Raw genomic sequence first — 24,907 nt, 5'->3', positions numbered from 1 at the left:
GTTCTGGCTACCATGGCTGAATGCCACTGTCCATTGGTTTTCATTTCCCCAGTGGCCGGGGTATCCGGACCGATGGCTGCCAGCCAAATCTGTCCTGCTTCCGGAATTTGGGTGCCATGGCCTCTCCAACTGGTTTTGGTGATCCCCTCCCATGATCCACGCCAATGATCATCGTTGTCTTATCCTTGTATTGTGGATCCGATTGGATAAAATCCCAGATCTCCTTGATGTAGGCATCCGTTTGTTTGGCAGACCAGATATATTGGTCGTAGTGATTGCCATGCGCCCAATCATCTGTTTCTCCATATGATATATACAGCACTTTTGGCTTTTTGGTCTTTAAAGCGGACATCGCGTAGCTATGGGTAAAAGGATCCAATCTCACTCCTCCCCAAGGACCGCGGATTTCACTTTGCAGTTTGTTGGTCAGAATTTCTTCCGGGGTCAGATCATCTCCTTCTGCCACATCAAATCCGGCATTGACAGGAACACCACTGCGCTCCTCATTGACGATGTACGGAAACACATCCCAGGATCCAAAAGCCATTACCTTGCCTTTGTACTCAGGTAATTGATTCAGATATTCCAACAAGGTGACATTGGGATTGTTGATTTTATCATTACTGTTGATTCGCTCATCATCTGCGAAACCACTTAAAAACTCATTGTAGCCCGGATAGGAAAACCACATGTGATTGCTGTTGTCTACCTTATTTCCATAAGCCCGGTTGCCATAAATCTGCCCTTCTTTGCTTAAGGTATTCCAAAAAACGGCAGCAGCATTTCCCTTCTTTTCAATGGGTCCGTATCCCAAAAATCTTTCAGTAAAGAACCAGGAGATTCAATCATTCCAGTATCATCTACCAGTAATGAATCTGCTCCTTTAAATACTTCCTGCCATCTCATTCCGTCCAGGGTAATCAATACCACATGTTCAGTTTTGTAATCCTGGGCCATTCCTTCCAGAGAAAGTGCCAGCAGCATCACACAGCAGGTGAAGGTTATTTTGAGGTTTTTCATGATTTTGCGTGTTGTATGTTGTGAAAAAATCCGCCAAGCCGAATGGCTTGACGGATGAAATATTCGTTTAGAAGTTACCAATTAATCGACATCCCACCATACACGAGTGGTGATGGCATCTGGACCTTGTCTTTGAATTGCCGTTTCATAGTTGTCACCATTCAAGGCCTGAATGCTGGAAGGATACATAAACCTCACCGGAACGGTATTGATGTAGGCCGCAGGTCCTGGCTCAATTTTAGGATAATCTGTTCTTCTCCAGTCATACCAAGCTTCCAATCCAGTGAAGAACAGGGAAAGCCATTTCTGTGTCCCGATCTTGCTTAATTTCTCTTCCGTGGAACCCGTGTAGGCCACCTTAGGCTGGGTCAAATACGCTTCATCAAATACCAATAGATCCGCAATCTCAGGAAGATTCACGATTCTGTATCTGGATTCATAGTAGTTGAATGCAGCTTTCACCCCATTGTTGTAATACGTTGCGGCATCTCCTGAGATATACCCTTTTTCACTCGCTTCTGCCAGGATAAACTGCAGTTCGGCATAGCTTATCAAAATTGCCTGCGCTCCGATCGGATTTGCCAAGGAAGTACAGGCAGAACAAGACCATAACAAACCTACTCTGGAGATGAAGTTAGACCCCCTTTGGCAGGATCGCCTGATGGGCTATAAGCCAAAGCTTCTTCATCCGCCAATCCGTTAGGCACTCCTTGATAGTCGTCCACCTCTCCGATAATTCCTGCACACGGAATCATTGGTTGGTTGCGCATAGGCATACAATCTTGGATCGTTCAGCTCTTTCAAAACGGATTCCATATTCTCACTCAATCGATACTCATCAAAGGATCCTGATCTAGTCGTGTACAGGCCATGTTGATTGGGCACATCCTGTAAATACTGAAGTGCTGCCTGATCTTCAAAGCTGGTGAAAACAGGGTATTTGGTAGGATCCGAAAGAATGGTCTGCATGGCTTCAGATGGATCGATTCGATCTGAAAGTCTCATCAGGATTCTCAAACGAAGTGAATTCGCGAACTTCTTCCAGCTCATCACATCTCCTTCAAACAAGATATCTCCCTCTATCACTTCGTTGGTGGAACCCAACAACTCATTGGCCTCCTCTAATTCAGAAAGGATGTTGCTGTAGATTTGCTCTTGGGAGTCAAACACCGGATAGTTGATGCTTTCCTTTGCTTTGGTCGCTTCGGAGTAAGGTAGATCTCCATAGGCATCGGTCATAAAGGAGAACATGTGAGCCCTCATGATTTTCGCCACTGCCACGTAGTTGTTTTGATTTGCTTCCGTGGAAATGGAGATCATGTTGTTGATGTCCCTTAGCGAGTTGTAAAACGTGCTATACGGGTTGCCCTCAGGCCCCCAATTGTACCGGTCTTCATTGGTAAACTGGATTTTTGCAGTGTATTGCATGACCACATTGCCATAACCCCAGGCCTTACCGGAAATCTCATTGGTAGAGTTTCGAATAATGGTAGGCAGCAATAAGCTGGAGGAAACCGTCTCTGGACTGTTAGGATTCATGTTGATCTCTTCGAAATCTTTGTCACAGCTAGTCAGCGCCAAAGCGAAAGCCAATCCTAATCCTGCTATATAGTTACTATTAAATTTCATAATTGTCTGTCTTTGAATTTAGATTCGTTCAGTGGAATTAGAATTTCACATTCAAGTTAAAACCGATGCTTCTGGTAGAAGGGAACGCCATGTTTTCAACACCAGGCTGTAGCGTACCACCAGACATGGAAAGTGTTTCAGGGTCGAAATGTGGGTTCTCCGTCCAAAGGGCCAGGTTTCTGCCTACCAAGGAGATTTTCACATCCTGGATTGGCATTTTACCCAAAACAGATCTTGGAATCGTGTATCCGATGGTCACTTCTCTCAACTTCAAGAATGTCGCATCGTACTTGGCAGCCTCTACGTTATTTCGCTCGTAGTACCTGTTGTGCCAGTTACGAGAAGTCGTTTTGAAGGTGTTAGGGCTATAAGACCCATCTGCATTCTGAACTACTCCCGGGCTGATGATTCCGTTACCTTCCACTTCTAAATCGTAGCCATTTTCACGACCATACAGTGTTTCTTCCAATTGACCGGAAGTACTTCCGATGGTTTTTGTTCTGGACACGACAATTCCCCCATATCTGAAATCGAATAGGAAACCTAAACTGATCCCTTTATAGTTGAAATTGTTCTGTAGCCCCAACATCCAGTCAGGATTGTAATTTCCCTGAAGCTTCAATTCCGGATCACGTAGTGGGGTTCCAGTGGAATTATGGACAATCTGACCATAGTACTCAGAGTTTTCATCTTCTACTCTTTCAAAACCTACCCCATAGATATTTCCCATTCTCTCACCCACTCTGGCCTGGATGACCGCACCATTTCTGTCTGTAAGGGTATAAGCATCCAGCCCTTCCGTCAATTCCAATACTTTACCTCTGGTCCGGGTGAAGTTGGCTACGATGCTCCAGTTCAATCCTCTTTCAGAATTCAGGATGTTGGCATTGACTACTGCTTCAATCCCCTTGTTTTGGATCTCACCGGCATTGATGATTCTGGAAGCATAGCCTGTTGAGATATCCAATTCAATTGGAATAATCTGGTTTCTGGTCCTGTTGTCGAAATAGGTGAAGTCCAGGCCTACTCTACCTTTCAGGAATCTAATGTCTGCTCCTACTTCAAAGGCACCGGTTCTTTCCGGTTTCAGTTCTGCATTGGAAAGTCTGTTGGACTCTGATTTCGCCTGAACAGATCCCCAAGCGGTTTGTGAGCCGTAAACATTGGAAAGACTATATGGATCGGTATCATTCCCCACTTCCGCATAGGCTGCTCTCAATTTCAAGAACGAAATCGCTTCTGGCATGGTGACCATGTCTGAAATCACTGCACTTAAGGTAGCGGATGGATAGAAGTAACTGTTGTTATCTGCCGGCAAGGTACTGGACCAGTCATTTCTACCGGTTATATCCAGGAACAATACATTTTTGAAACCAATTTGACCGAAGCCATACAAGGAGTTGATTCTCTTTTCAGAAGTGTACTGGTTCACCTGAAGGTTTACCGCCGTGTTGGTGAAGTTGTAGATTCCCGGAATCAACAATTGAGGAGCCACAGTTTGTACGTATCTGTTTTCCTGACGCATGGAGTTACCGCCCAAAGCAATGCTGTAAGACCAAACTGGCTTGGTATGCTCTGTATAGGTCAACAAGAAATCGGAGTTTTGCTCAGAGAAGAAAACATCATCTTCCCTATAATTTCCTTTTGGAAAACGCTGTGTACTGAAAGCTCTCTTACGATCTCTCAATTCATTGTAGGTATCCAAACCTGTTCTCAACATTAAGTTGAGTTTATCGGTGAATTTGTAATTCACAGAGATGTTCCCATAGATTCTATCCTTTGACTGGCCGTTGGTATTTTCATACACATTGAAATACGGGTTGTCATGATAGTTGTAGTTGTAATTAAACTGCTGCTGACCTTCCAGTCCAGGCATCCAGTAATCTCTTAGGTTTCTGGTGTTGAGTTGACGACCATACCAGATCCACAGATACATCAGGTTTTCAGTACCATAACTGATGCTGGGACGGTTGCCACTGTTTGTTCTTTGGTAATTCACTACCGAATTCACCGTAAGTCTGTCGGTGATATTCATTCCCCCGTTCAAGGAAATGGTATTTCTTTTCAAATCGGTATTCGGCACGATCCCTTTTTGGTCGAGATTGGTCCAGGAAAGCCGGATGTTTGATTTTTCATTTGCCGCTGCCAAGGAAACATTATTGGAAAGTGTCACTCCCGTTTCAAAAAAGTCCTTGATGTTGTTTGGATTGGATACCCAAGGGGTTGGAGTAATGGTACTTCCCGGAGGGGCATTCAAGTCACCTCCTCTAAAGCCTTCTACAGATCTTGGAGAGTCAAACTGAGGGATCATCAAACCCGCATCCAATTCAGGACCCCAGCTTTCATCCACCCCATCCGCAATACCGGAACCCGCGCCATCTACAAATTCAAACTGTCCATTGTTCCCCTGCCCATATTTGTTTTGCCAATTTGGCAATACCAAAGGATTGTCAAAAGTGGTGTTGGAGTTGATGGTCACCCCAAGCCCTTTCTTGGATTTTCCTGTTTTCGTGGTGATCAAGATGGCACCATTTGCTGCTCTGGAACCATAAAGGGCCGCTGCAGCAGGTCCTTTCAATACGGTCATGGAAGCAATATCATCCGGGTTGATTTCACCCGCTGCATTCCCGTAATCGACTTCCTGGTTACCAGAACCGGAAGAACCAATGATGTTATTGGAAATCGGCACCCCGTCTACTACAAAAAGTGGTTGGTTGGCGTTGATATTCAAAGAGGATTCTCCCCGAATGGTCACCCTGGAAGACCCACCGATTCCTGAAGATCCATTGGTGATTTGCACGCCTGCCACTCTACCACTTAACGAATTGATCACATTAGTTTCTCTTGCCTCCGTAAACTTATCTCCGTCCACGGCCTGAACCGAGTAGCCCAGGGCTTTGGTTTCTCTTTCCACCCCAAGAGCGGTCACCACTACCTCGTTCAACGCAACACCTTCACTCAATGTCACATTGATTACGGTGGAATTTCCCACAGTTTCCTCCACTGTTTCAAAACCTACAAATGAGTAAACCAAGATTTCTCCTGAATTAGCCATAATTGAATAAGAACCGTCAATATCGGTTACCGTTCCGCGTGTCGTTCCCTTCACCAGCACGGAAGCTCCCGGCAAAGGCTCGTTTTTCTCGTCAATTACCTTCCCTGTGACCCTGGATTCCTGGGCAAAGGTGAGGCTCAGTGTGAAAAACAGCATTGCTGTCATCACTCCATACCAAATGCTTTTCTTAGCAATCATTTTAAAGTAGAGTTTTTAAATAGTGAGTTTTTATTGGTTAAAAATTTTACCAAAGCTAAACCTCCAATAAAAAAAGAGGTTAAAAGTGTTTTATCAAAAAGTTAATTAATTTATTGTTAAAATCACAAATTATTGTTCCAGTATTTTATAAATCAACAAAATACCTAGGATTATATTGATTAATATGAGATTTAATATGTAGTAATTGTTACTGATTTGTTATTAAAAAATATATAAATGCTAAACTTTTGATTGCATAAAAAAAGCCTCCCAACAGGAGGCTTCAAGTATTTATTTCCAGTGAAATGCGTCCTAGAATAAGTTGACAACAAATCGACTTATTATGAAAATGTAGGAATAGAATCTCCGAAGAGGAAAAGCGAAGTCAGAAGGATTATAACCTGGGCTTTAAATTATCACTGGTTTCGCGTGTAGAACAAGGTGAAATGACTTACAAACAAGTCTCCAGCGGTTGTATGGGATAAGGAAATCGACAGTTTCGGTTTGGTTGCGAAAACATGGTAGCTTGGATTGGTCCAATCCATCCATCCATTTTATGAATCCTGAAAAGAAAGAAGAAACCCCTGCCCAAAAGATCAAGCGACTTGAGAGAGAGCTGAAGACGAACGGTTAAAGAATTTGATTCTTAACAAGATGATCGATATTTCCGATCAGCAGTACGGGACAGCCATCAGAAAAAAGTTTTTTCCCCAAACCGTCTGGCGCCTCAGAGAAGAAAAACAAATAAGTATTTCCAATCTTGTAGGGTGTTTGGGATCAGTCGCCAAGCTTTATATCAGGCAGAAACAGAGCATTGAATCGAAAAGAAGAACTGTCCAAGATTAAACCGCTGTTATTGGAGAAGCGGATGAAGATGCCCTGTCTGGGCACCAGAAAACTGTATTATTTACTAGAGGATCAATTCAGGGAAATGGAGTCAAATTGGGTAGAGATGGCTCTTTTGCCTATTTAAGAGAGGAAAGATGTTGGTCAAACCCTTGAAAAGCTATACCAAGACCACTCATTCGAAACACTGGCTGAAAAGCATCCCAACCTGTTAAAGGAATCAAACCTACCAGAATGGAAGAGGTATTTGTCAGCGATATAACTTATGTAAGAAGAAGAGAGGACACATTATCTAAGTTTAGTTACGGATGTATGCATAAGGAAAAATCATGGGATATGAGCCCTAGTGATGATATGGCACAGCATGTGGTAAAGGCATTGCAAATGGCCATCAAAACACGGAAAACCAAATGGCCGTTGATTCATCACTCCGACAGAGGCTTACAATATTGTTCATCTTTATACCAGCAAACATTGCAGGAAGGAAAAAATCCAGACATCCATGACCGATGGATGTTGACTGCTATCAGGAATGTTTTGCTGAAAGGGTTAAGGAATATTGGAAACAGGAGCTTCTTGTGGAAACCTGTAATACTGGACAGGATCTGAAAAATATATTGAAGAGTCAGTAAATACTTACAATCAGGAGAGACCACATTTAAGCCTGAATATGAAAACTCCTGATCAAGTGACATCAAAAAACCGAGGAAGAAAATCAACCCTCGGTCTCAAATTTTATTAATTTAAACCTGTCAATCTATTTTAGGACGGGTCACCAGAGTTATCAGAGCATATTAAAAGCTCCTTTCACCAAAATTTTTGAATTTTCGTTCAGCTGTTGATTGGGATATATTTCCACCAATTGATCGTTTTGTCTTCCCAGTTGAACTTCTACTTTAGTAAGGACAAAGCCCTGGTCATTGGTCCCACTTTGAACCAATACGTAATTCTTCCCTTCTGATTCTACTACAGCAGCTACAGGTAAGGACCATCCTTCCTGAGGTGCTAACTGAACCCTGGCTTCCAAGTACATCCCTGGAACCAGCCGTTTCTCCTGACTCTCATCTACCAAATGTGCATGAACCGGAACAAAGCGTTGCTCGCTGATCGATTTTCCTACCACATACACTTTTGCTTCGAATTCATTCCCGGGTAGGTCCGGCAAGGTAAAAATCACTCCTTGTCCTTCCGTTACATGAACCGCATCTTTTTCGAAAATATTCAGCTCAATATGCATGTGCTCTGTACTGATCAGGGTGGCAGCTTTGGAAGCAGAAGGCAAAAACGCCCCTGGTACCGTAAATACGCTTTCCACAAATCCGGCAATGGGAGAAATAATCGGAACTTTTGCCTGAATGGTAGCCGGAGTAAGCTGATCGGTATTGACATGGATCATCGCCAGTTGCTTCTTCAGACTTTCTGATCTGGCCAGGGTACTTTGGTAATCTGACTCTGCTTTTAAATATCCCTTTTGGGAAGCTATTTTCTCTCCATAAAGGGTTTTTTGTCTTTCAAACTCCTGCTTCAGGTAATTCAGCTGACTGGTTGCCTCCAAATAGTCCTGCTGCAATTTCACAAACTCCGGACTTTCTAAGTAAAACAACACCTCTCCTTTCCGAACCTCTTGCCCTTCCATCAGTTTGAGACCGGAAACATATCCTCCAAAAAAGGGGGTGATATCCTGCATTCCCTCCACAGGGATTTTCACCTGACCTTGTACTTTCAGTTCCTCAGAAAATGTTTTTAAGACCATGTTCCCCCATTCCATGTTCATGGCATCGTACTGGGCCTGAGTCAGGATCACCTGTTCTGAATTCCCTCCTTCAGACTGGATTTCCACCCCACTGGAGCTGTCCTCTGTTTTGGAACTGCATTGGAACATTGCCCCTATGCAACACGCGATGATCATGCTTTTACAAATAGTTGATTTTATAGCTTCCATCAGTTGATGAGATAGTTTAATTCTAATACATTGATTTGGTAATTGTATCTGCTTTCTAGGTATTGAGCGTGATATTCATGGAGTTCTCCATCAGTTGAACAAATTGGAGAAAGTCTATCTCTCCTTCCTGAAAGGATCGGTTCGCCTGTTCCATCAATTGGGTAGCCAACTGCTCCCCCTCTTCCTGATAATATCGGATGACTTCTAAATTCTGGTCTACCTTATATTGAGTTTGGTTATACCGGGAGCTCAGTTTTTTCTCATAGTTCAGGGCTTCGAGCTCCATCATTTCCTTTCGGAACTTACTGGCTCTCACCTGGGACTTCTGTGCACCAAAAATAAAGGGACGGTAATCCCTCCCATGTAGGAAGGATAGATTTTTGAACCTGAATACACGTTGGTTCCTCGGGCATATTCCAAGGTGAGATCCGGAAGCAACTTCCTTTTCTCCACCTGCACCTGATGGTCGGCTTGCATCAATGCACTTTGGTAATAATTGACTCCGGGATGCGATTCCACATCCAATTCGGCCATTTCCAGATGAATCCCTGAATTCACTACCTTCAGGTCTCCCTCCCAGTTCAACAAAATCTTTAATCCTTCCAAGGCCACCTGAAAATTCTGTCCTGCTTCTGTGAGCTTCAACCCGATCTCACGCTGCTTTCCTGAGGCGGTTAATTTCTCTAGGTAATTGGTTTCACCCAATTCAAACCGTCTATCTGCCGCATTCGCAAATACCCGATACAGACTATCCAACTTTGCATAATGATTCTTCACCTCATCCCAGTGAACTGCCGTAACATAGGCTTTGCTGACTTCCCCACGTAGGCTCCGCTGCTGAATGGCCAATTGATTTTCCTGCATGGCTACCTGATCCTCTAGCACATTTTTCTGAGCTGTGTACAGGGAAGGGAAGGCAAAACTTTGGAGAAGCCCCCACTTGTTGTTGGCATAGCCATTTTCGGCGATGTCGTTTTCATCCCGAGAATAGAATACCTGCATCTTTGAGATATCCCATCCTGCTCCGGTGTTGACGGTAGCGGCTTCCAGCCCTTTACCGGCTGCTTGTAAGTTGAGGTTTTGCTCCAAAGCCATGTTCACCGCTTCATCCAAGGTCAATGTGAGCTCTTCCTGCTGCTCCTGGGCCATGGTAACGGCACTCAATGAAAGTAAGATCAACAGACTGAGTCCGGCCTTTTTTGCTCCTGAAACAGAAATCTTGACTCCCCCTTTAAATAAAACATACAGAACAGGCAATACCACCAAGGTCAAAACCGTGGCTGAAATCAAACCTCCTATCACTACAGTCGCCAAAGGTCTTTGTACCTCGGCACCGGCAGAACCTGAAACTGCCATGGGCAAAAATCCCAAAGCCGCTGCGGAGGCTGTCAACAACACGGGTCTCAAACGTTCTTTAGCGCCAATCAATACTAATTGTTTGATATCTGTATACTTTGATTCCATGGATTTAAAATGTTCTATTAACACAATCCCATTCAGGACAGCAATCCCAAACAGGGCTATAAAGCCGACTCCAGCGGAAATACTGAATGGCATATCTCTTACCCATAGAAGCAATACTCCTCCTATAGCTGAAAGCGGTATCGCTGAATAAATCATCATGGCATCCCTTGTAGAGGAGAAAGCAAAATATAAGAGCACAAAAATCAAGATCAGGGCGATTGGAACTGCTATCAACAAGCGGTTTCTCGCCTGTTGCAGGTTTTCAAACTGACCTCCATAATCCACGCGATAGCCTTCTGGAATCTCTATTTGGGTGCGGATGATTTCCTGAATATCATCCACTACGGACTGCAAATCCCTATTTCTTACATTGACCCCTACTACAATCCTTCTTTGGGTATCATCTCTGGAAATCTTGGCAGGTCCCTTGGTATAGGAAATCGTTGCCAATTCCCCTAAGGGAACACTTCCCCTCCAGGCAGTAAGATTGAAGCTTGTTCAATGTTTGAAATATCCTTCCTGAAATCTTTTCAAAACGAAGTACCAGGTCAAACTGCCGTTCTCCTTCAAACACCTTTCCTGCGGTAGCTCCGGCAAAGCCCATCGTCACGATGTCGTTCAATTCAGAGATATTCAATCCATACTTGGCAATCTTGCTGCGGTTGTACTCAATTTTCATCTGAGGCAAACCATCTACTTTTTCCACGATAATATCCGCGGCGCCTTCCACCCCTTGGATGGCAGCTTCTATTTCGTTTCCGGTTTTAAGCAACTGATCCAAATCATCCCCAAATACTTTGATCGCCAAATCAGCCCTTACCCCGGTAATCAGCTCATTAAACCGCATTTCAATGGGCTGGGTAAACTCATAATCCAAGCCTGGAATTACCTCCAAGGCCTCCTTGAACTTATCCGCCAATTCATCTTTGGTTTCTACCGTGGTCCATTCGGATGGAGGATGCAGGGTCACAATGACATCTGTTTCCTCCATTGACATAGGGTCTGTTGGGATCTCAGCAGCACCGATTCGAGTGACCACCTGGTTCACCTCCGGAAATTTCATCAAGATCTTTTCGATCTGGGTCATGGTCTCCACGGTATTGGTCAAAGAGGTACCTGTCTTCAACACTGGCTGAATGACAAAATCCCCTTCATCCAACGTTGGAACAAATTCAGATCCCATGGAAGAGAATAACAATACGGCCGCAATTAGCATGGCAGCGGCAGTGCTCAAAACAATTTTAGTGTTGTCCAAGGCCCATTTAATGGTAGGCTCATACACTTTATTGATCTGACGAATCAGAAGTGTGGAGATGTTTTTTGGTCCCGGAGGAGTGGATTTCAAAAACAAAGAAGAAACCACTGGTACATAGGTCAATCCAAGGATCATCGCACCGATCAAAGCAAAACTGAATACCTCTGCCATGGGACGGAACATTTTCCCTTCTACTCCGGAAAGGGAGAGAATAGGAATAAATACAATAATGATGATGATCTGACCAAAAATTGCGGAATGCATCATTTTAGATGCCCCGTTAAATGCCACCTGGTCCTTCTGTTTCTGGATTTCCGACTTGCTTAATCCAGCGAAATTCTGGTGTATCTGGGTAAACTTAAAAGCAATAAACTCTACGATGATCACCGCTCCATCGATGATTATCCCAAAGTCGATGGCCCCCAGACTCATCAGGTTGGCATCTACCCCAAAGATGTTCATCATGGAAAGTGCGAACAATAAACTCAAGGGAATAATGGAAGCCACCACCAAACCGGAGCGGATATTCCCCAAGAGAAGCACCACCACGAATACCACGATCAAACAACCTTCAATCAGGTTTTTGGAAATGGTAGAGGTTGTTCTACCCACCAATTCAGACCGATCCAAAAACCCGTTAATTTCAATTCCTTCCGGTAAGCTGGGCTGAATTTCTTCCAATCGCTCCTTTACCCTTTCTATGGTTCCTTTTGAATCCGCTCCTTTGAGCATCATCACCTGCCCCAACACTTTTTCTCCTTCTCCATTTCCGGTGATGGCCCCAAATCGATTGGCATGCCCAAATCCTACGGTGGCGATGTCCCGAATATAAACCGGGGTACCATCCCTGCTTTCTATGACGATATTTCCAATATCCTCCAGGCTTTCTACCAAGCCCTCTCCGCGGATAAAGAAACTCTCATTCGTTTTCTCTATGTATCCTCCACCTGCAATGGAATTGTTTTGTTCCAAAGCTTTAAACACCTCGGACAGGTCAATCTGCATCCCCTTCAATCGCTCCGGGTTGATAGAAACCTCATATTGCTTTAAAAAACCTCCCCAGGTATTCACTTCTACCACACCGGGAATTCCCGATAGCTGTCTTCTAACGATCCAATCCTGAATAGTTCTTAAATCCGTGGTGGTGTATTGATCTTCATAGCCCGGCTTCACATCCACCACGTACTGATAAATCTCTCCCAAACCCGTGGTGATGGGCCCCATGAAAGGCTGCCCAAATCCTTCAGGAATACTTTCTTGAGCGATTTTAATACGCTCGGCAATGAGTTGTCTTGGTAGATAAGTCCCTAAATCATCGTCAAAAACAATGGTCACTACTGAAAGCCCAAACTTGGAAACAGATCTGATTTCCTGCACTCCAGGCAAGTTGGCCATCTCCAATTCCACAGGATACGTCAGGTATTTCTCCACATCCTCCGTAGCCAGGTTTCTGGAAGTGGTAATCACCTGAACCTGGTTATTGGTTACATCCGGAACCGCTCCGATAGGCAATGAACTCAAAGAATAAACCCCAAAAGCAATCCATCCCGCGATGAACAGAAAAACGATGAGCTTATTATTTATGCTCCACTGGATAATTTTGTCTAACATCGAACACGCTAATTGTTAGTCAAAAATCCACAATTAATACTATAGACTTCTTTTTAAAACCTTAAGATTATCTTAAAAATGGGAAAAGGTCAGAAACCGAGACGAAAGGCACTTCCAGACCCTAATTCACTGGAAACACTGATTTCAATACCACTTTCCTGAGCGAGTTTTTTGACAATTGCCAGGCCTAGCCCGGTGCCGGGGATCAATTTTTCCAAAGCTGAGGGGTCTCTATAAAAAGGATCGAAGATCTTTTTGATCGATTCTTCTCCAATGCCATATCCCTGATCCTTTACAAAAATCAAGGGCTTTCCATTTTCGACTTGGATCTCTAAGTCAATGGGCCCGTCTGAATATTTAATGGCATTTTGGATCAAATTATTCAAAATCATCTGGAGTGACTTTTCACTGACCTGCACAAAAACAGGGATGGACTCCTCGGTTTGGAAGCGAACTTCCCGACCTGTTTCTTTTTCAATCTGAACCGCTACTTCTTCGACAAAGGACATAATTTCCACCTCGTCTTTCATCGATTCTCCACTTCTTTCCACCCTTGCCAAGGCCAACAGCTGATCAATCATGGCGGACATTCGATCGATACTTTCTAACGCAGTCTGGATTTTCTTCACATACTCTTCCGAAGTTCTTGGCTTTCTGATCAACACCTCCAAGGTCCCACGCATGACTGAAAGCGGGGTCCGTAATTCATGGGAAGCATCTGAAGTAAATTGCTTTTCACGGATCATGGACTGTTCCAATCGGTTGAGCAATTCATTGATGGATCGGGTCAATTGGCCTATTTCGTCTTCTTGGTCCAATACTGGTACCCGTTCGTTGAGATTACTCTGAGTGATCTGATTGGTCTTGGAAATAATCTTTTGAATAGGCTGTATGCTTTTTCCTGCCAGGTACCTCATGGTAAGAAACAGGGAGATCAGGATACCGGGATAGAGAATCAGCAAAATATTTCTAAGGTTATCCAACAACTCCCGGGCTTCCTCAAAGGAGGTAGCCAAGAGCATATATCCTTCCGGCTTCCCTTCGTGTTTCAGCAACATCTGTTTCTGGCGAACTTCCTGCCCCCCAATGTTGATGGTCCAAGCACCTTCTTTGGAACTCCAATTGGGATGAAATAATAGGCGGTTGGTCCCTAGATTTGGGGACTTATCCATGGAGTTCCCCTCCAAATCAACTATTTCAATGAATATGGGATTCAATTGGATCTCCTGATGCTCTTGTTCCTGCCATTCATCTTTGTGCATGAACTTGATTTCTCCATTGGCTAAAAAATCTGACCCACATGCTTATTGGATTCCATCTCCAGTTCCTGGTCGATGTTATCTACTACTGTAAAATCCACGACCAGGTAAATGATCCCAAAAACAACCATCACCAGCAATGCCGTGACCAAAGTCAATCTACGCGCTATTTTCTCTTTATAGGATGATTTCATTTTTCTTTAGCCATATAGCCCACTCCTCTTACAGTCTGTATATAGTCTTCATCCTTTTGAAGGTCTAGTTTCTTACGTAATGAATTGATAAATACATCAATTACTCCCGTGTTGTACTCGAAATGAATATCCCAGACACTTTCGATGATGCGGGTTCTCCGGCACACTTTGTTTTTGTTACGCAACAGATATTCCAATAAGGCAAACTCTTTCTGGGTCAATTGAACTTCTTCTCCATTCTTATAGACCTGGTGTCTATCTGTATATAATTCAATTGGACCCAATGTAAATTTCTCATGTTCTCCCACTTTTGATCTCAGCTGCACCCGTATTCTTTCTAGCAGTTCTTCAAAATGGAAGGGCTTTTTTATATAATCATTTGCACCGGATTGAAGTCCAAATATGGTCTCATCCACGGTGTCTTTTGCGGTTAGAAATAGAATCGGGGTACTCGGGAATTCTTTTCTAAACTGTTTGGTAATTTCAATTCCGCTGAATCCAGGAAGCATCCAATCCAGCAAAAGCAAATCATAATTTCCGGATAATGCCATCTCCAGCCCCACCTTCCCATTATCAGCCACATCCACCGCAAATGCCTCTTCCTCTAATCCCTGCTTTAAAAAGCTGGAAATCCCAGGTTCATCTTCTACTACCAGAATACGCATCCGCTATATGGTTTATTTCTAGATCTTTCCAATAATAGATCTATCAGGTAAATTTCCGGGTTAAATCTTCTCGGGACAAGACAATGCTCTTAAGATTCTCTTAAAAGTAGTAGAATGATTCAAAAAAAAAGCCCTTTCTATTAAGAAGGGGCTCAAAATATCAGGCCATTTCCACTGTTCGCGCTACAGGCTTTCTTTTTTTAGTGGGCTTCTTCTTCTTTTATTCAGCCAGATAAGCGTGCCTGTGATCGGTAAACTGGTAGCAATCAGACAAGCCAAAAACCAGATGAATTTCGTGAATTGTCCAAAAATCTCGCCTGTATGTAAAGATTTCACCGATCTTCCCACCTGCTGTCTCATTGGTAAATCTGAGAATAAATTAGCTTCTACCACTGCTAGCGTACCTGCATTAATTTTTAACTGATCTGCCCCTGCCCGAGCAAAAAATCCGCTTCTATACTTACTGACACTGATTGGTTCGTTGTCTTTTCCAGGCAAGGAAATCCTGTATACCCCTCATAGGGAAGAGCCTCATCAGTGGCTTCTAGTACTTCATCCAGGGTAAACTCTCCTGGGGTGAATGCCAAAGGTTCAGGTTTGGCACTTTCCTCTACTTTGGCATTAGGGTCTCTATAGGTATCCCAAGTTTTCTGCCAACCTTCCCTATACCATTGAAAAGACCAAAATGGTCCCGTCGCTCCCATGATCAATAAAAATATCAAGGAATAAAATGCCAGGGTATTATGCAGGTCATGATTGACTCTTTTCCAGTTTGCATTCCATTTTACTTTCAGACCTTGTCTCCAGTTTTTCACTTTTTTAGGGAACCAGATTACTATTCCAGTTAGCACCCCCAGGGTAAAAAGCAGCGTGGCAACTCCGTTGATAAACCTACCCAAATCTCGATTGGACATGCTCTCCATCATAGGCTCCTCTACCCGGTCCAACAACAACCATCTGTGAAGGCTAAACATATAGCCCATGAATTCAGAGGCTGCGGTTTTCACTCCAGAATCCCCCAGAATTTCACCTGTATATGGGTTTACATAATAAGTGGTCCCCCTGCCCTTTTCTTCCTCCTTTTTTAAGGTAAACTGAACACTACTTTCTGGATCCGTATTCCAATTGACTCCTACTACTTTTGATTCCAACTCGCTTTCCAACTTCAATTTCAATTCTTCTGCTGATTTCCTAGTCCCTGTTTCCTCCACTGAATAGAGTTCGGGATTTGCAGATTCTCTGATCTCAGTATTGTAAACATAGATCGTCCCACTTAAACAGACAGCTATTACAATGATGCCCGAAATCAACCCTGCATAAAGGTGGATTTCATTGAAAATATGTCTAACGGATTGCCAAAGAGTTGATTTCTTCATGAGGAGGTCAATGGATTAATGGTCTGACAGAAAGCTTCATTTATGGTTCGGCACAAAACTAACAATCCTAATTATTATTTAGACTAATTCCAATATAAAATATTCGATTTTTTTATCAGGCTTTGAAAAAGTGAAGCTTCGACCTCTAAATAGGTCCTGGAATTCTATAAACAAGCACTCTTTAAAGATATCAATCGGATAAAAAACCAAATAAAAGTTAATCAGAACATGGGTTAGACCCTGGATCAATTTTCTTGTGGTTTAGATGGAAGGACTAAGGACAGAATTGTTCCCCCTCCTTTTTTCTCTCCTCAAGATATTTTTAATTGATCCAACCCAAATGGTATTGGTTCGGTGAATATCTTTAACTTGGAATCCAAATATTTGAATGATGAAGAAAATAAGCCCATTGTTGTCAGCCCTTTTGTTTGTCCTGTGCTTTGCATGTCAACCCAATGATGAAAAACCTTTACCCGAAGTATCCCCAGAATACGAAGCCTTATTGGATGCACATGGAGACTGGTCAAAATGGATTCAAGCGAGAGCCATGAGTTTTTCTATGATCCACGAAACCAATTTGACACAAGAGAACTATTTCATCAACCTCGATTCCCGGAAAATCCGATTGGATGGGTTCAATTTTTCAATAGGGAAAGATGATACTGGTACCTGGGTTTCTCCAAGCAGGGACGCTTTTGGAGGACAGTCCATTGACTTTTACCATAATTTATATTTCTATTTTTATTCTATCCCCTACGTCTTCACAGATCCTGGAATCACAGTTTCTCAAGTAGAAAACAAAACCCTAAATGGGGTCTCCTATAAAACTTTACAGGCTAAAATGAGTCCGGAAAACGGGAAATCTCCCAATGATCAATATTTCATGCTACTGAATGAAGAAACGGGAAGGTTAGAGTATTTGCTTTATACGGTGACTTATTTTGGCAATCCTAACCCATCCTTTACCGCACTGAGGTATGAGGATTACCGAAACGCTGATGGCCTGGTATTTCCAAGGTACCTCACAGGTTTTACCATTGAAAACGATTCTACCAGAGGAATCCGCTATCAGGTAAGTTTTGCCGATATTTTATTACTAAATGAACCATTTGATGACTCCATTTTTGAAAAGCCGGAAAAAGGAGTGTATGCCGATTAATTTTCGACCAATTTTATTTGAACATCCGTACTCAGATGTGAGTCTCCTTTTCCTGTAAATGTACCTTGAACAGGTGAAGCCAGAGCTGGTTTGGCATGAGCTGCTAAGGGTATGTAATGGTGATCGGTTAGTAGGCCCAAACTGGGATCCAACCCTACCCAACCGGCTCCAGGCAGATTGACCTCCAACCAAGCGTGTAATTCATGCCCATCATTTAACTCGGGATTAAAGGCATATCCACTTACAAACTTGGTGGCAAGCCCCATGTTCCCAAGAATATTCATGAGCATCCAAGCCAAATCCCGACAGGACCCCTCTTTTCAGCAAAGGTGTATTGGGGAGACCAAAGGTCCATTTCATATCGTATGACATGTTCCCAGGCTGCTTTTACCCCTGCGGTAATTCGAACCAGAAAACCGATGAGGTCTTCATTCCCCTTCCAAAACTCCTGAATAAATGATTGGTATTCTGGAACCTGATCACTAAAAATAAAATAAGAAATCAATTCTTTTTCAGGACCTGAATAAATGAAGAAGGGCTGGGAAGAATGGGTATTCGATTGAACAAACTCATCATCTACCAAGAAGGCAAATGGGTTAAAACTCTGGATCTCCAAGGTCAGGGCACTCTCAATTTTTAAGCGGCTTGATAAATCATTAAACCAAACCAGTGAATAGAAATTACCGAAAAGATCCTGCCTCATACTTTGATTTACAGGATTGGGAGAAACCCTGAGAGCTGTTTTCAGGATATTGAAATGTGGACGTACCTGTGGGAACAAATAAAGTTTATGTACACCGATGTATACCTGACCTTCGTAGGTATAATCAGTGACATGGTTGACTTGAAGTCTCATTAAAATGTAGTGTAACCGTCTATAGAATTCGGAAGTCCAAGTGAATTTTTCACTCGCTACTTCCCCTAAAAAGTACCATTTCGGAGGCACTTCAATACGCAGATGGGTAGAAATTGAATTCGTGATTTCTATTCATTCACCTGACTCTGTACTAAGAGATTGTCTTTGATTTTAAAGAAGTTCTCATTGACATGATTGGAGATATGGTTGATCTTAATTTGGAGGTTATCCAAATATTCATGCAAACCGATGTTGATGATCTCGCTAACTTCTGCATATTCCAGTTTGGATCGTAATTCACCCATCGCTTTTTCCGCACTATTTTGATACCCACCGGACATGTTCCCAGAAATGGCTAAGAGACAGTTCTCGGCTTCTTTAATACAATAGTAAATGGACCTAGGGAAATACTTATTCAACACCATGAATTCAACTACTCCGGCAGGATCTATATTTCCATAGATTCTCCTGTAGGAGTTAAAACCTGTGACCGATTTCAACAATGCCATCCAATGCAAGAAATCCAAAGGAGTACCTACCTCTTCAGCGGAAGGTAACAAAATATGGTATTTCACATCCAGTATCCTGGAAGTCTGGTCAGCTCTTTCCAAGAATTGGCCTAATTGCCTAAAAAACCACCCTTCTGTCCTGGCAACTGTATTATCGGCAATCCCATAAATCAGGAGGATCTGGTTTTTAATTTGTTCAAAAAAGCTACGGGGTCTTCCTTTTTCCACATTTTCTTGACAGCCCCATGCTTGATCATATAATACAGCTCATTTACCTCCTCCCAGGTTTCTTTACTTAAACTATCTCGAATAATTCTCGCATTTTCCCGAGCGTTATAAATCGTATTGATCATGGAATTAGGATTTTTCTCATCAAAGGATAAGAAAAAAGCACCTGATCTCTGGAAAAGGTTTTATGGGTTTCCAAATAAAAATGTAAATCCCCAGTAGCAGCTATTAAAGGTTGCCATTGTTCTTTGAGATCAAGTGGCAAGTCCTGCATTAAATTAAAATTAACATCAATAAATCGAGCATAGTTTTCAGCTCTTTCTAGGTATCTACCTAGCCAATAAATATGATTTGCTACTCTACTCAGCATAATTTAATTAGTTATATAGTACCCAAGTATCTTTACTTCCTCCACCTTGTGAACTGTTTACTACAAGAGAACCTTTTTTAGGGCAACTCGGGTAAGTGCTCCAGGTATCACCTCAATATTTTCCCCATACAAAATATAGGGTCTCAAATCCACATGCCTCCCCACTACACCTTCGTCTGTCAAACTAGGAACAGTAGAGAGAGATAAGGTAGGTTGAGCGATATAATTTGAAGGATTGTTTTTAATCAAAGTTTTAAAGTGCTCATGCTCTTCTTTCGTGGCTTTTGGACCTATCAACATTCCATATCCACCTGCTGCGTTGGTCTCTTTAACGACCAATTCATGAATATTATCTAAGACATACTTTCGATCATCTTCCTCTCTACATAGGTAGGTAGGCACATTATTTAAAATAGGATCCTCATCTAGGTAATATTTTATAATCTTAGGAACATACGCATACACCGCTTTATCATCTGCCACTCCCGTACCAGGAGCATTTGCCAATCCAATATTTCCTGCTTTATAGGCTTCAAAAATCCCTGGAACGCCGAGCATAGATTCTGGATTGAAAACCATGGGGTCTAAAAATGTATCATCTATCCTTCTGTAGATTACATCAATTTGTTGAAGACCTTTGGTGGTCTGCATATACACTTTCTTGTTTTCAACAATTAGGTCCACACCACTCACCAGTTCAACCCCCATTTGGAGTGCTAAATATGAATGTTCGAAATAGGCTGAATTATAAATCCCTGGGGTCAACACGCCTACCACCGGTTTTTGCTTCCCACTGATATTTTGCAACATTTTTAGAAGCTTGGCGGGGTAATCGGAAACAGGCATCACCCCTTTATTATTAAATAATTCCGGGTATACCCTTTTGATAATCTCCCTGCTCTCCAACATGTAAGAAACCCCGGATGGACAACGGAGATTATCTTCCAGAATATAAAATTCCCCGCTTTTATCCCTCACCAAATCGGTACCTGTGATATGACACCAAATACCTTTTGGAGGAGTTAAGCCAATACAAGGTTTTAGATAATCCTTACTTTTTAAGATTAGCTCCGCAAACCACCCCATCTTTTAAGATCTTCTGATCATTGTATATGTCTTGAAGGAAAAGATTCAGTGCATATACCCTTTGTTTTAACCCAGCTTCTAACTTTTTCCACTCTTGATTCGAGATAATTCTTGGGATGATATCGAGGTGTAGAATTTTCTCCATCCCTTGGTTGTCATGGTATACATTGAAGGTCATCCCCATGGCCAATTGGGTTTTATTGGCTGAAAATTGAAGATGCTTCATTTTTTTTGAAGAAGCTTTATTCAAAAGTTGAAAAAGCCTTCGTAATGAGGCCTCACTTCACCTTCTGGAGTAAACATTTCGTCAAAATGCTCCCCTGCACTATATCCTTCTGTTTTCATTAAAAATTGGTTTTTTAAAATATGAGGTCAAATAAGATAGGTTAAAATAGATAAAAGTCAAATTTTCAAAACCTTTACGGGTAAATTTTTATCAAATTTGAACTTTAACTATAAATTATACAAAAAACAGGGTTATTTATTAATTCAATAATTTATTCAAAGTTTGTATTAAATATTTTATTAAATGCGAGGATTACCAACTTAGCCATTCCCTCAAAAACGTAATGAATGATATAATTTACGAAGTATTCTTAAGCCTTGCTATTAAATACACTTGATAAAAGCCTTATTTTACAGTATGAATAATGACAGTTTTAATTCAATCAGTCCAAGTTTTGCATCAAGGCTTACCTCTTGGAGTACTTGGAAGGATTTTCTTTTTATTGCCATCGGTACTTGTATGGCCAGCATTGGGCTAAAAGGATTTTTGCTCCCCAATGGTTTTTTTGATGGAGGAGCCATGGGCGTATCCCTATTATTGGAAATCCTCACCCCAGTCAATCTTTCTGTCTTAATTGTATTAGTCAATATTCCCTTTATCCTTTTGGGCGCAAGACAGTTTTCATGGCCATTTGCTATAAAGTCCAGCCTTGCCATCTTTGGTTTAGCACTCCTTGTACACTACATAGAAGTTCCCACCATCACAGCAGATAAATTATTGATCGCCGTATTTGGAGGATTTTTTCTGGGTAGTGGGATTGGCTTTGCCATTCGAGGTGGAGCAGTGATTGACGGAACCGAGGTTTTGGCCATTTCTATCAGTAGAAAATCAAGCTTAACCGTAGGGGATTTCATCTCCGTATTCAATGTCTTCCTATTTATCATAGCTGCTGTTTTTGTCAATATAGAAACAGCCATGTACTCCATGTTGACTTATTTCTCAGCTTCAAAAACAGTTGACTTTTTAATCAATGGTGTGGAAGAGTACCTAGGGGTAATGATTATGTCTCCCCAAACCGAAGAAATAAAATCCATGATTTCCCATGGATTGGGCAGAGGGGTGACGGCTTTGAAATCAGATGGGGGATATGGTGAAAAAGCCAATCTTTATCCCGAAAGAAAAGTTCTTTTCTGCGTCATCACCAGACTGGAAGTCACGCGATTGCTAACAGAAATTGAAAAAATAGATCCGAAAGCATTTGTGATTCAATACCCTATTAAAGATACCAAAGGAGGAATGATCAAAAAAGGCCATTGCATTAACAATGTTCAAAAAGGAATGATCAATAAACCAATTTCAAAGTCCCCAAGGTTTTCCCTTTTGGATAAAATATCTATTGGTTCATATTTCTCTTGGTTTTACTGATGATTGAGGCAAAAATCGCACAAAGTTCCTCCGCTTCTTTTAATAATATTTCCCTTTTTAATGTATCTCCGATTTGGGCATAGGTTTGAATTTTGAGGGAGGCACGTGATTCTTTCAATTCTTTTAAAACAATGCCATTTTTATGTATGAAATCTTTTTTGCTTTCCGCACCTTGAGCTTCTCCATAATTCAAACAGGCACCTGTAGATGACCTGATCAATTGATTACATAAATGATTTTCTGCAAAAGTAGGACCCAATGAATTACAATAATGGATAGATTCTCCCGCAAACCTTACTAACCTATCTTCTAAATCAAATTTCCTTTCCATACTTAAAAAAAAAGCCCAATTGAATTTAAATCAATTGGGCCATAACTAAAAACTAAATTTTAACTTTTCAACTTGAATTGTTCATTAACTTCTAATTGAAAATTAGGTTTGATCATTGAAAATTAAACTTGAAATTAAGAAATAGTCGATCCACTCGCAGTTCCTTCATGCGGAGTAAGTAACTTCAACTTACCATCTTTATCTTCAGCCATCAAAATCATACCTTCCGAATCAATCCCCATCATTTTTCTTGGGGCTAAATTGATCAGCATCGTTACTTGCTTACCCACCAGAAACTCAGGTTCAAAATGCTCTGAAACCCCGCTTAACACGGTTCTTTCACCCAATCCTGTATCAACTTTCAACTTCAATAGCTTTTTGGATTTAGGCATTTTTTCAGCAGCCAAGATGGTGACCACTCTCATATCTAATTTTGCAAAATCATCATAGGTGATGATTTCTTTCATTACTGGTACAGGGGCATTTGCTGCCTCATTTTCTTTTTTCGCGTCCATCAATTTTTGTATTTGTTTCTCCACTACTTCATCTTCAATTTTCTCAAATAACAGCCCCATCTCGCCCAATGTGGTCCCTGCTTTCAATAATTCAGCATCTCCAGCTTTACTCCAGTCACATTCTTTCATTCCAAACAAGTTGACCAGTTTGGAAGCGGTAAACGGTAAGAAAGGCTCGGATACAATGGCCAGATTCGCCGCAATGTTCAAGGCAATATTCAGAATGGTAGCTGTTCTGGCTTCATCTGTTTTAATCGTCTTCCAAGGTTCCGTATCAGCTAGGTATTTATTCCCTAAACGTGCTAAATCCCTGACCAAAGCAAGCGCTTCTCTAAATCTATATCTCTCGATAGAGGAAGCAATCTTTTCGGGAAGCCTGCCAATTCAGCCAACACTTCCTGATCATAGCCCGTCAATTCTCCCCTAGCTGGAATCGCTCCATCGAAATACTTTTTGGTAAGCACTACGGCACGATTCACAAAATTTCCATAAATCGCTACCAACTCAGAATTATTTCTTCCCTGAAAATCTTTCCAGGTAAAGTCATTGTCTTTGGTCTCAGGTGCATTGGCTGTCAGTACATACCTCAAGACATCCTGTTTACCTGGAAACTCTTTCAAATATTCATGAAGCCAAACAGCCCAGTTTCTGGAAGTAGAAATCTTCTCCCCTTCCAAATTCAAGAACTCGTTTGCAGGCACATTATCAGGAAGCACATAGCCTCCATGCGTTTTCAAAATCGCCGGGAAAATGATGCAATGGAACACGATGTTATCCTTTCCAATAAAATGCACCAGCTTGGTATCCTCGCCTTTCCAATAAGGCTCCCAATCTATTCCTTTCTCTTTTGCCCACTCTTTGGTGGAAGAGATATACCCAATTGGCGCATCGAACCACACATACAATACTTTCCCTTCTGCATCCTGTAAGGGCACTTTGATCCCCCAGTCCAAATCTCTGGTCATGGATCTTGCCTGCAGTCCATCCCCGGCTTCCAACCAGGAACGGCATTGGCCCAACACGTTATTTTTCCAATCCTCAGCATGCTCTTCCAAAATCCACTTTTTCAAAAAGTTTTGGTACCTGGCCAAATCCAGGAACCAATGCTTGGTCTCCTTTAAAACCGGCGTTCTTCCACTTAGCTTGGATTTAGGATTGATGAGCTCCGTTGGACTCAAAGAACTCCCACATTTCTCACACTGATCTCCATAGGCATGCTCATTCCCACACTTGGGACAAGTCCCCTCAATATATCGATCAGCCAGGAACTGCTTGGCCTCCTCATCATAGTATTGCTCCGTACTTTGCTCTAAAAACTCCCCTTTTTCATACAAATCCTTGAAAAAGCCTTGGGCGGTTTCATGATGAATAGGAGCAGAAGTCCGGGAATAGTGGTCAAAGCTTATTCCAAATTCCTGGAAACTCCCCTTCATGATTTCATGGTAATGATCCACGACTTGCTGCGGAGTCTTTCCTTCTTTTTTGGCCTTGATAGTGATAGCAACTCCGTGCTCATCCGAGCCGCAGATATAAGCCACATCTTTTCCTAAGCTTCGTAAATACCGAACATAGATATCGGATGGAATATAACATCCCGCCAAATGGCCAATATGTAAAGGTCCGTTGGCATAAGGAAGTGCTGAAGTGACAGTGTATCTTTTAAAGTTTTTATGGCTCATATCCTGAGA

The 24,907-nt window shown here is 42.1% G+C and carries 22 protein-coding genes and 3 pseudogenes; 4 read left to right on the top strand and 21 right to left on the bottom strand.

The features are described 5' to 3' along the window. Positions 1 to 40 precede the first annotated feature (40 nt). The 5 genes from V8V91_RS23375 to V8V91_RS23355 all read right to left on the bottom strand — a co-directional run bounded on the left by V8V91_RS23375 (position 41) and on the right by V8V91_RS23355 (position 5,902). A complete protein-coding gene (locus V8V91_RS23375) occupies positions 41 to 814 on the bottom strand; it encodes a hypothetical protein (RefSeq protein WP_373397473.1) in 774 nt (257 codons plus the stop codon). After that, positions 754 to 1,020 carry a hypothetical protein gene (locus V8V91_RS23370; RefSeq protein WP_373397472.1) on the bottom strand — a complete coding sequence of 89 codons (267 nt, stop codon included), beginning with the start codon at positions 1,018 to 1,020 and terminating at the stop codon, positions 754 to 756. The genes V8V91_RS23375 and V8V91_RS23370 overlap by 61 nt, the downstream gene beginning before the upstream one ends. An 81-nt stretch (positions 1,021 to 1,101) precedes the next feature. Beyond that, positions 1,102 to 1,605 (bottom strand): SusD/RagB family nutrient-binding outer membrane lipoprotein, encoded by a 504-nt coding sequence (locus tag V8V91_RS23365; RefSeq protein WP_373397471.1) that lies wholly within the window; start codon positions 1,603 to 1,605, stop codon positions 1,102 to 1,104. 114 nt (positions 1,606 to 1,719) lie between these two features. Then, positions 1,720 to 2,649, bottom strand: coding sequence for a SusD/RagB family nutrient-binding outer membrane lipoprotein (locus V8V91_RS23360; RefSeq protein ID WP_373397470.1), 930 nt, complete (start codon positions 2,647 to 2,649; stop codon positions 1,720 to 1,722). 37 nt (positions 2,650 to 2,686) lie between these two features. Beyond that, positions 2,687 to 5,902: a SusC/RagA family TonB-linked outer membrane protein gene (locus V8V91_RS23355; RefSeq protein WP_373397469.1), complete on the bottom strand. Its 3,216-nt coding sequence runs from the start codon at positions 5,900 to 5,902 to the stop codon at positions 2,687 to 2,689. A gap of 814 nt (positions 5,903 to 6,716) precedes the next feature. On the opposite strand from V8V91_RS23355, the gene V8V91_RS23350 reads away from it, so the two are divergent. Further along, a complete protein-coding gene (locus V8V91_RS23350; RefSeq protein WP_373397468.1) occupies positions 6,717 to 6,875 on the top strand; it encodes a hypothetical protein in 159 nt (52 codons plus the stop codon). A 107-nt stretch (positions 6,876 to 6,982) separates the two neighbouring features. Beyond that, complete coding sequence (locus V8V91_RS23345; RefSeq protein WP_373397467.1) at positions 6,983 to 7,357, top strand: hypothetical protein; 375 nt, start codon at positions 6,983 to 6,985, stop codon at positions 7,355 to 7,357. A 175-nt stretch (positions 7,358 to 7,532) separates the two neighbouring features. Here the strand turns inward: V8V91_RS23345 and V8V91_RS23340 are convergent, their stop codons facing one another. The 9 genes from V8V91_RS23340 to V8V91_RS23300 all read right to left on the bottom strand — a co-directional run bounded on the left by V8V91_RS23340 (position 7,533) and on the right by V8V91_RS23300 (position 16,514). Further along, the gene (locus V8V91_RS23340) at positions 7,533 to 8,657 is read right to left on the bottom strand and encodes an efflux RND transporter periplasmic adaptor subunit (protein WP_373397465.1); all 1,125 of its coding nucleotides are present in this window, start codon (positions 8,655 to 8,657) and stop codon (positions 7,533 to 7,535) included. Between the two features lie 88 nt (positions 8,658 to 8,745). Then, a complete protein-coding gene (locus V8V91_RS23335) occupies positions 8,746 to 8,979 on the bottom strand; it encodes a hypothetical protein (RefSeq protein WP_373397464.1) in 234 nt (77 codons plus the stop codon). Positions 8,980 to 9,002: 23 nt separating this feature from the next. Further along, positions 9,003 to 10,604: an efflux RND transporter permease subunit gene (locus tag V8V91_RS23330; protein WP_373397463.1), complete on the bottom strand. Its 1,602-nt coding sequence runs from the start codon at positions 10,602 to 10,604 to the stop codon at positions 9,003 to 9,005. Continuing rightward, entirely contained in the window at positions 10,555 to 13,020 is a 2,466-nt protein-coding gene (locus tag V8V91_RS23325; RefSeq protein WP_373397462.1) for an efflux RND transporter permease subunit, read from the bottom strand. Before V8V91_RS23325 ends, V8V91_RS23330 begins: the two co-directional genes overlap by 50 nt. 89 nt (positions 13,021 to 13,109) lie before the next feature. Beyond that, on the bottom strand, positions 13,110 to 14,282 hold the full coding sequence (locus V8V91_RS23320; protein WP_373397461.1) for a sensor histidine kinase: 1,173 nt from the start codon (positions 14,280 to 14,282) through the stop codon (positions 13,110 to 13,112). Between the two features lie 20 nt (positions 14,283 to 14,302). Beyond that, entirely contained in the window at positions 14,303 to 14,473 is a 171-nt protein-coding gene (locus V8V91_RS23315) for a hypothetical protein (RefSeq protein ID WP_373397460.1), read from the bottom strand. Further along, the gene (locus tag V8V91_RS23310; RefSeq protein ID WP_373397459.1) at positions 14,470 to 15,138 is read right to left on the bottom strand and encodes a response regulator transcription factor; all 669 of its coding nucleotides are present in this window, start codon (positions 15,136 to 15,138) and stop codon (positions 14,470 to 14,472) included. The genes V8V91_RS23315 and V8V91_RS23310 overlap by 4 nt, the downstream gene beginning before the upstream one ends. Positions 15,139 to 15,321: 183 nt before the next feature. Then, positions 15,322 to 15,531 carry a PepSY domain-containing protein gene (locus tag V8V91_RS23305; protein WP_373397458.1) on the bottom strand — a complete coding sequence of 70 codons (210 nt, stop codon included), beginning with the start codon at positions 15,529 to 15,531 and terminating at the stop codon, positions 15,322 to 15,324. 23 nt (positions 15,532 to 15,554) lie between these two features. Continuing rightward, positions 15,555 to 16,514, bottom strand: a complete 960-nt coding sequence (locus tag V8V91_RS23300) for a PepSY-associated TM helix domain-containing protein (RefSeq protein ID WP_373397456.1) — start codon at positions 16,512 to 16,514, stop codon at positions 15,555 to 15,557. 388 nt (positions 16,515 to 16,902) lie between these two features. Here V8V91_RS23300 and V8V91_RS23295 point away from each other — a divergent pair, with 388 nt between their 5' ends. Beyond that, entirely contained in the window at positions 16,903 to 17,673 is a 771-nt protein-coding gene (locus V8V91_RS23295) for a DUF6503 family protein (protein WP_373397455.1), read from the top strand. Here V8V91_RS23295 and V8V91_RS23290 read toward each other — a convergent pair. The 5 genes and pseudogenes from V8V91_RS23290 to V8V91_RS23270 all read right to left on the bottom strand — a co-directional run bounded on the left by V8V91_RS23290 (position 17,670) and on the right by V8V91_RS23270 (position 21,067). Further along, positions 17,670 to 17,957: a transglutaminase family protein gene (locus V8V91_RS23290; protein ID WP_373397454.1), complete on the bottom strand. Its 288-nt coding sequence runs from the start codon at positions 17,955 to 17,957 to the stop codon at positions 17,670 to 17,672. The genes V8V91_RS23295 and V8V91_RS23290 overlap by 4 nt on opposite strands. After that, entirely contained in the window at positions 17,954 to 18,619 is a 666-nt protein-coding gene (locus tag V8V91_RS23285; RefSeq protein WP_373397453.1) for a transglutaminase N-terminal domain-containing protein, read from the bottom strand. Before V8V91_RS23285 ends, V8V91_RS23290 begins: the two co-directional genes overlap by 4 nt. Before the next feature lie 38 nt (positions 18,620 to 18,657). Continuing rightward, a pseudogene (locus V8V91_RS23280) lies at positions 18,658 to 19,391 on the bottom strand (alpha-E domain-containing protein). After that, entirely contained in the window at positions 19,388 to 19,636 is a 249-nt protein-coding gene (locus V8V91_RS23275) for an alpha-E domain-containing protein (RefSeq protein ID WP_373397452.1), read from the bottom strand. Before V8V91_RS23275 ends, V8V91_RS23280 begins: the two are co-directional and overlap by 4 nt. A 7-nt stretch (positions 19,637 to 19,643) precedes the next feature. Next, a pseudogene (locus V8V91_RS23270) lies at positions 19,644 to 21,067 on the bottom strand (circularly permuted type 2 ATP-grasp protein). A 298-nt stretch (positions 21,068 to 21,365) separates the two neighbouring features. Between V8V91_RS23270 and V8V91_RS23265 the strand changes: the two are divergent. Further along, positions 21,366 to 22,373 (top strand): YitT family protein, encoded by a 1,008-nt coding sequence (locus V8V91_RS23265; RefSeq protein ID WP_373397451.1) that lies wholly within the window; start codon positions 21,366 to 21,368, stop codon positions 22,371 to 22,373. Here V8V91_RS23265 and V8V91_RS23260 read toward each other — a convergent pair. Both V8V91_RS23260 and metG read right to left on the bottom strand, forming a co-directional pair. Continuing rightward, positions 22,342 to 22,704 (bottom strand): four helix bundle protein, encoded by a 363-nt coding sequence (locus tag V8V91_RS23260; RefSeq protein WP_373397450.1) that lies wholly within the window; start codon positions 22,702 to 22,704, stop codon positions 22,342 to 22,344. The two genes, V8V91_RS23265 and V8V91_RS23260, sit on opposite strands and share 32 nt — an antisense overlap. 134 nt (positions 22,705 to 22,838) lie before the next feature. Then, a pseudogene (gene metG, locus V8V91_RS23255) lies at positions 22,839 to 24,898 on the bottom strand (methionine--tRNA ligase). Between the last annotated feature and the right edge of the window lie 9 nt (positions 24,899 to 24,907).

Origin of the sequence: Algoriphagus halophilus, from assembly GCF_041729275.1 — a bacterium.
Taxonomy (GTDB): domain Bacteria; phylum Bacteroidota; class Bacteroidia; order Cytophagales; family Cyclobacteriaceae; genus Algoriphagus; species Algoriphagus halophilus_A.
The sequence above is the reverse complement of the archived record's forward strand: the minus strand, read 5'-3'. Positions and strand labels throughout refer to the sequence as shown.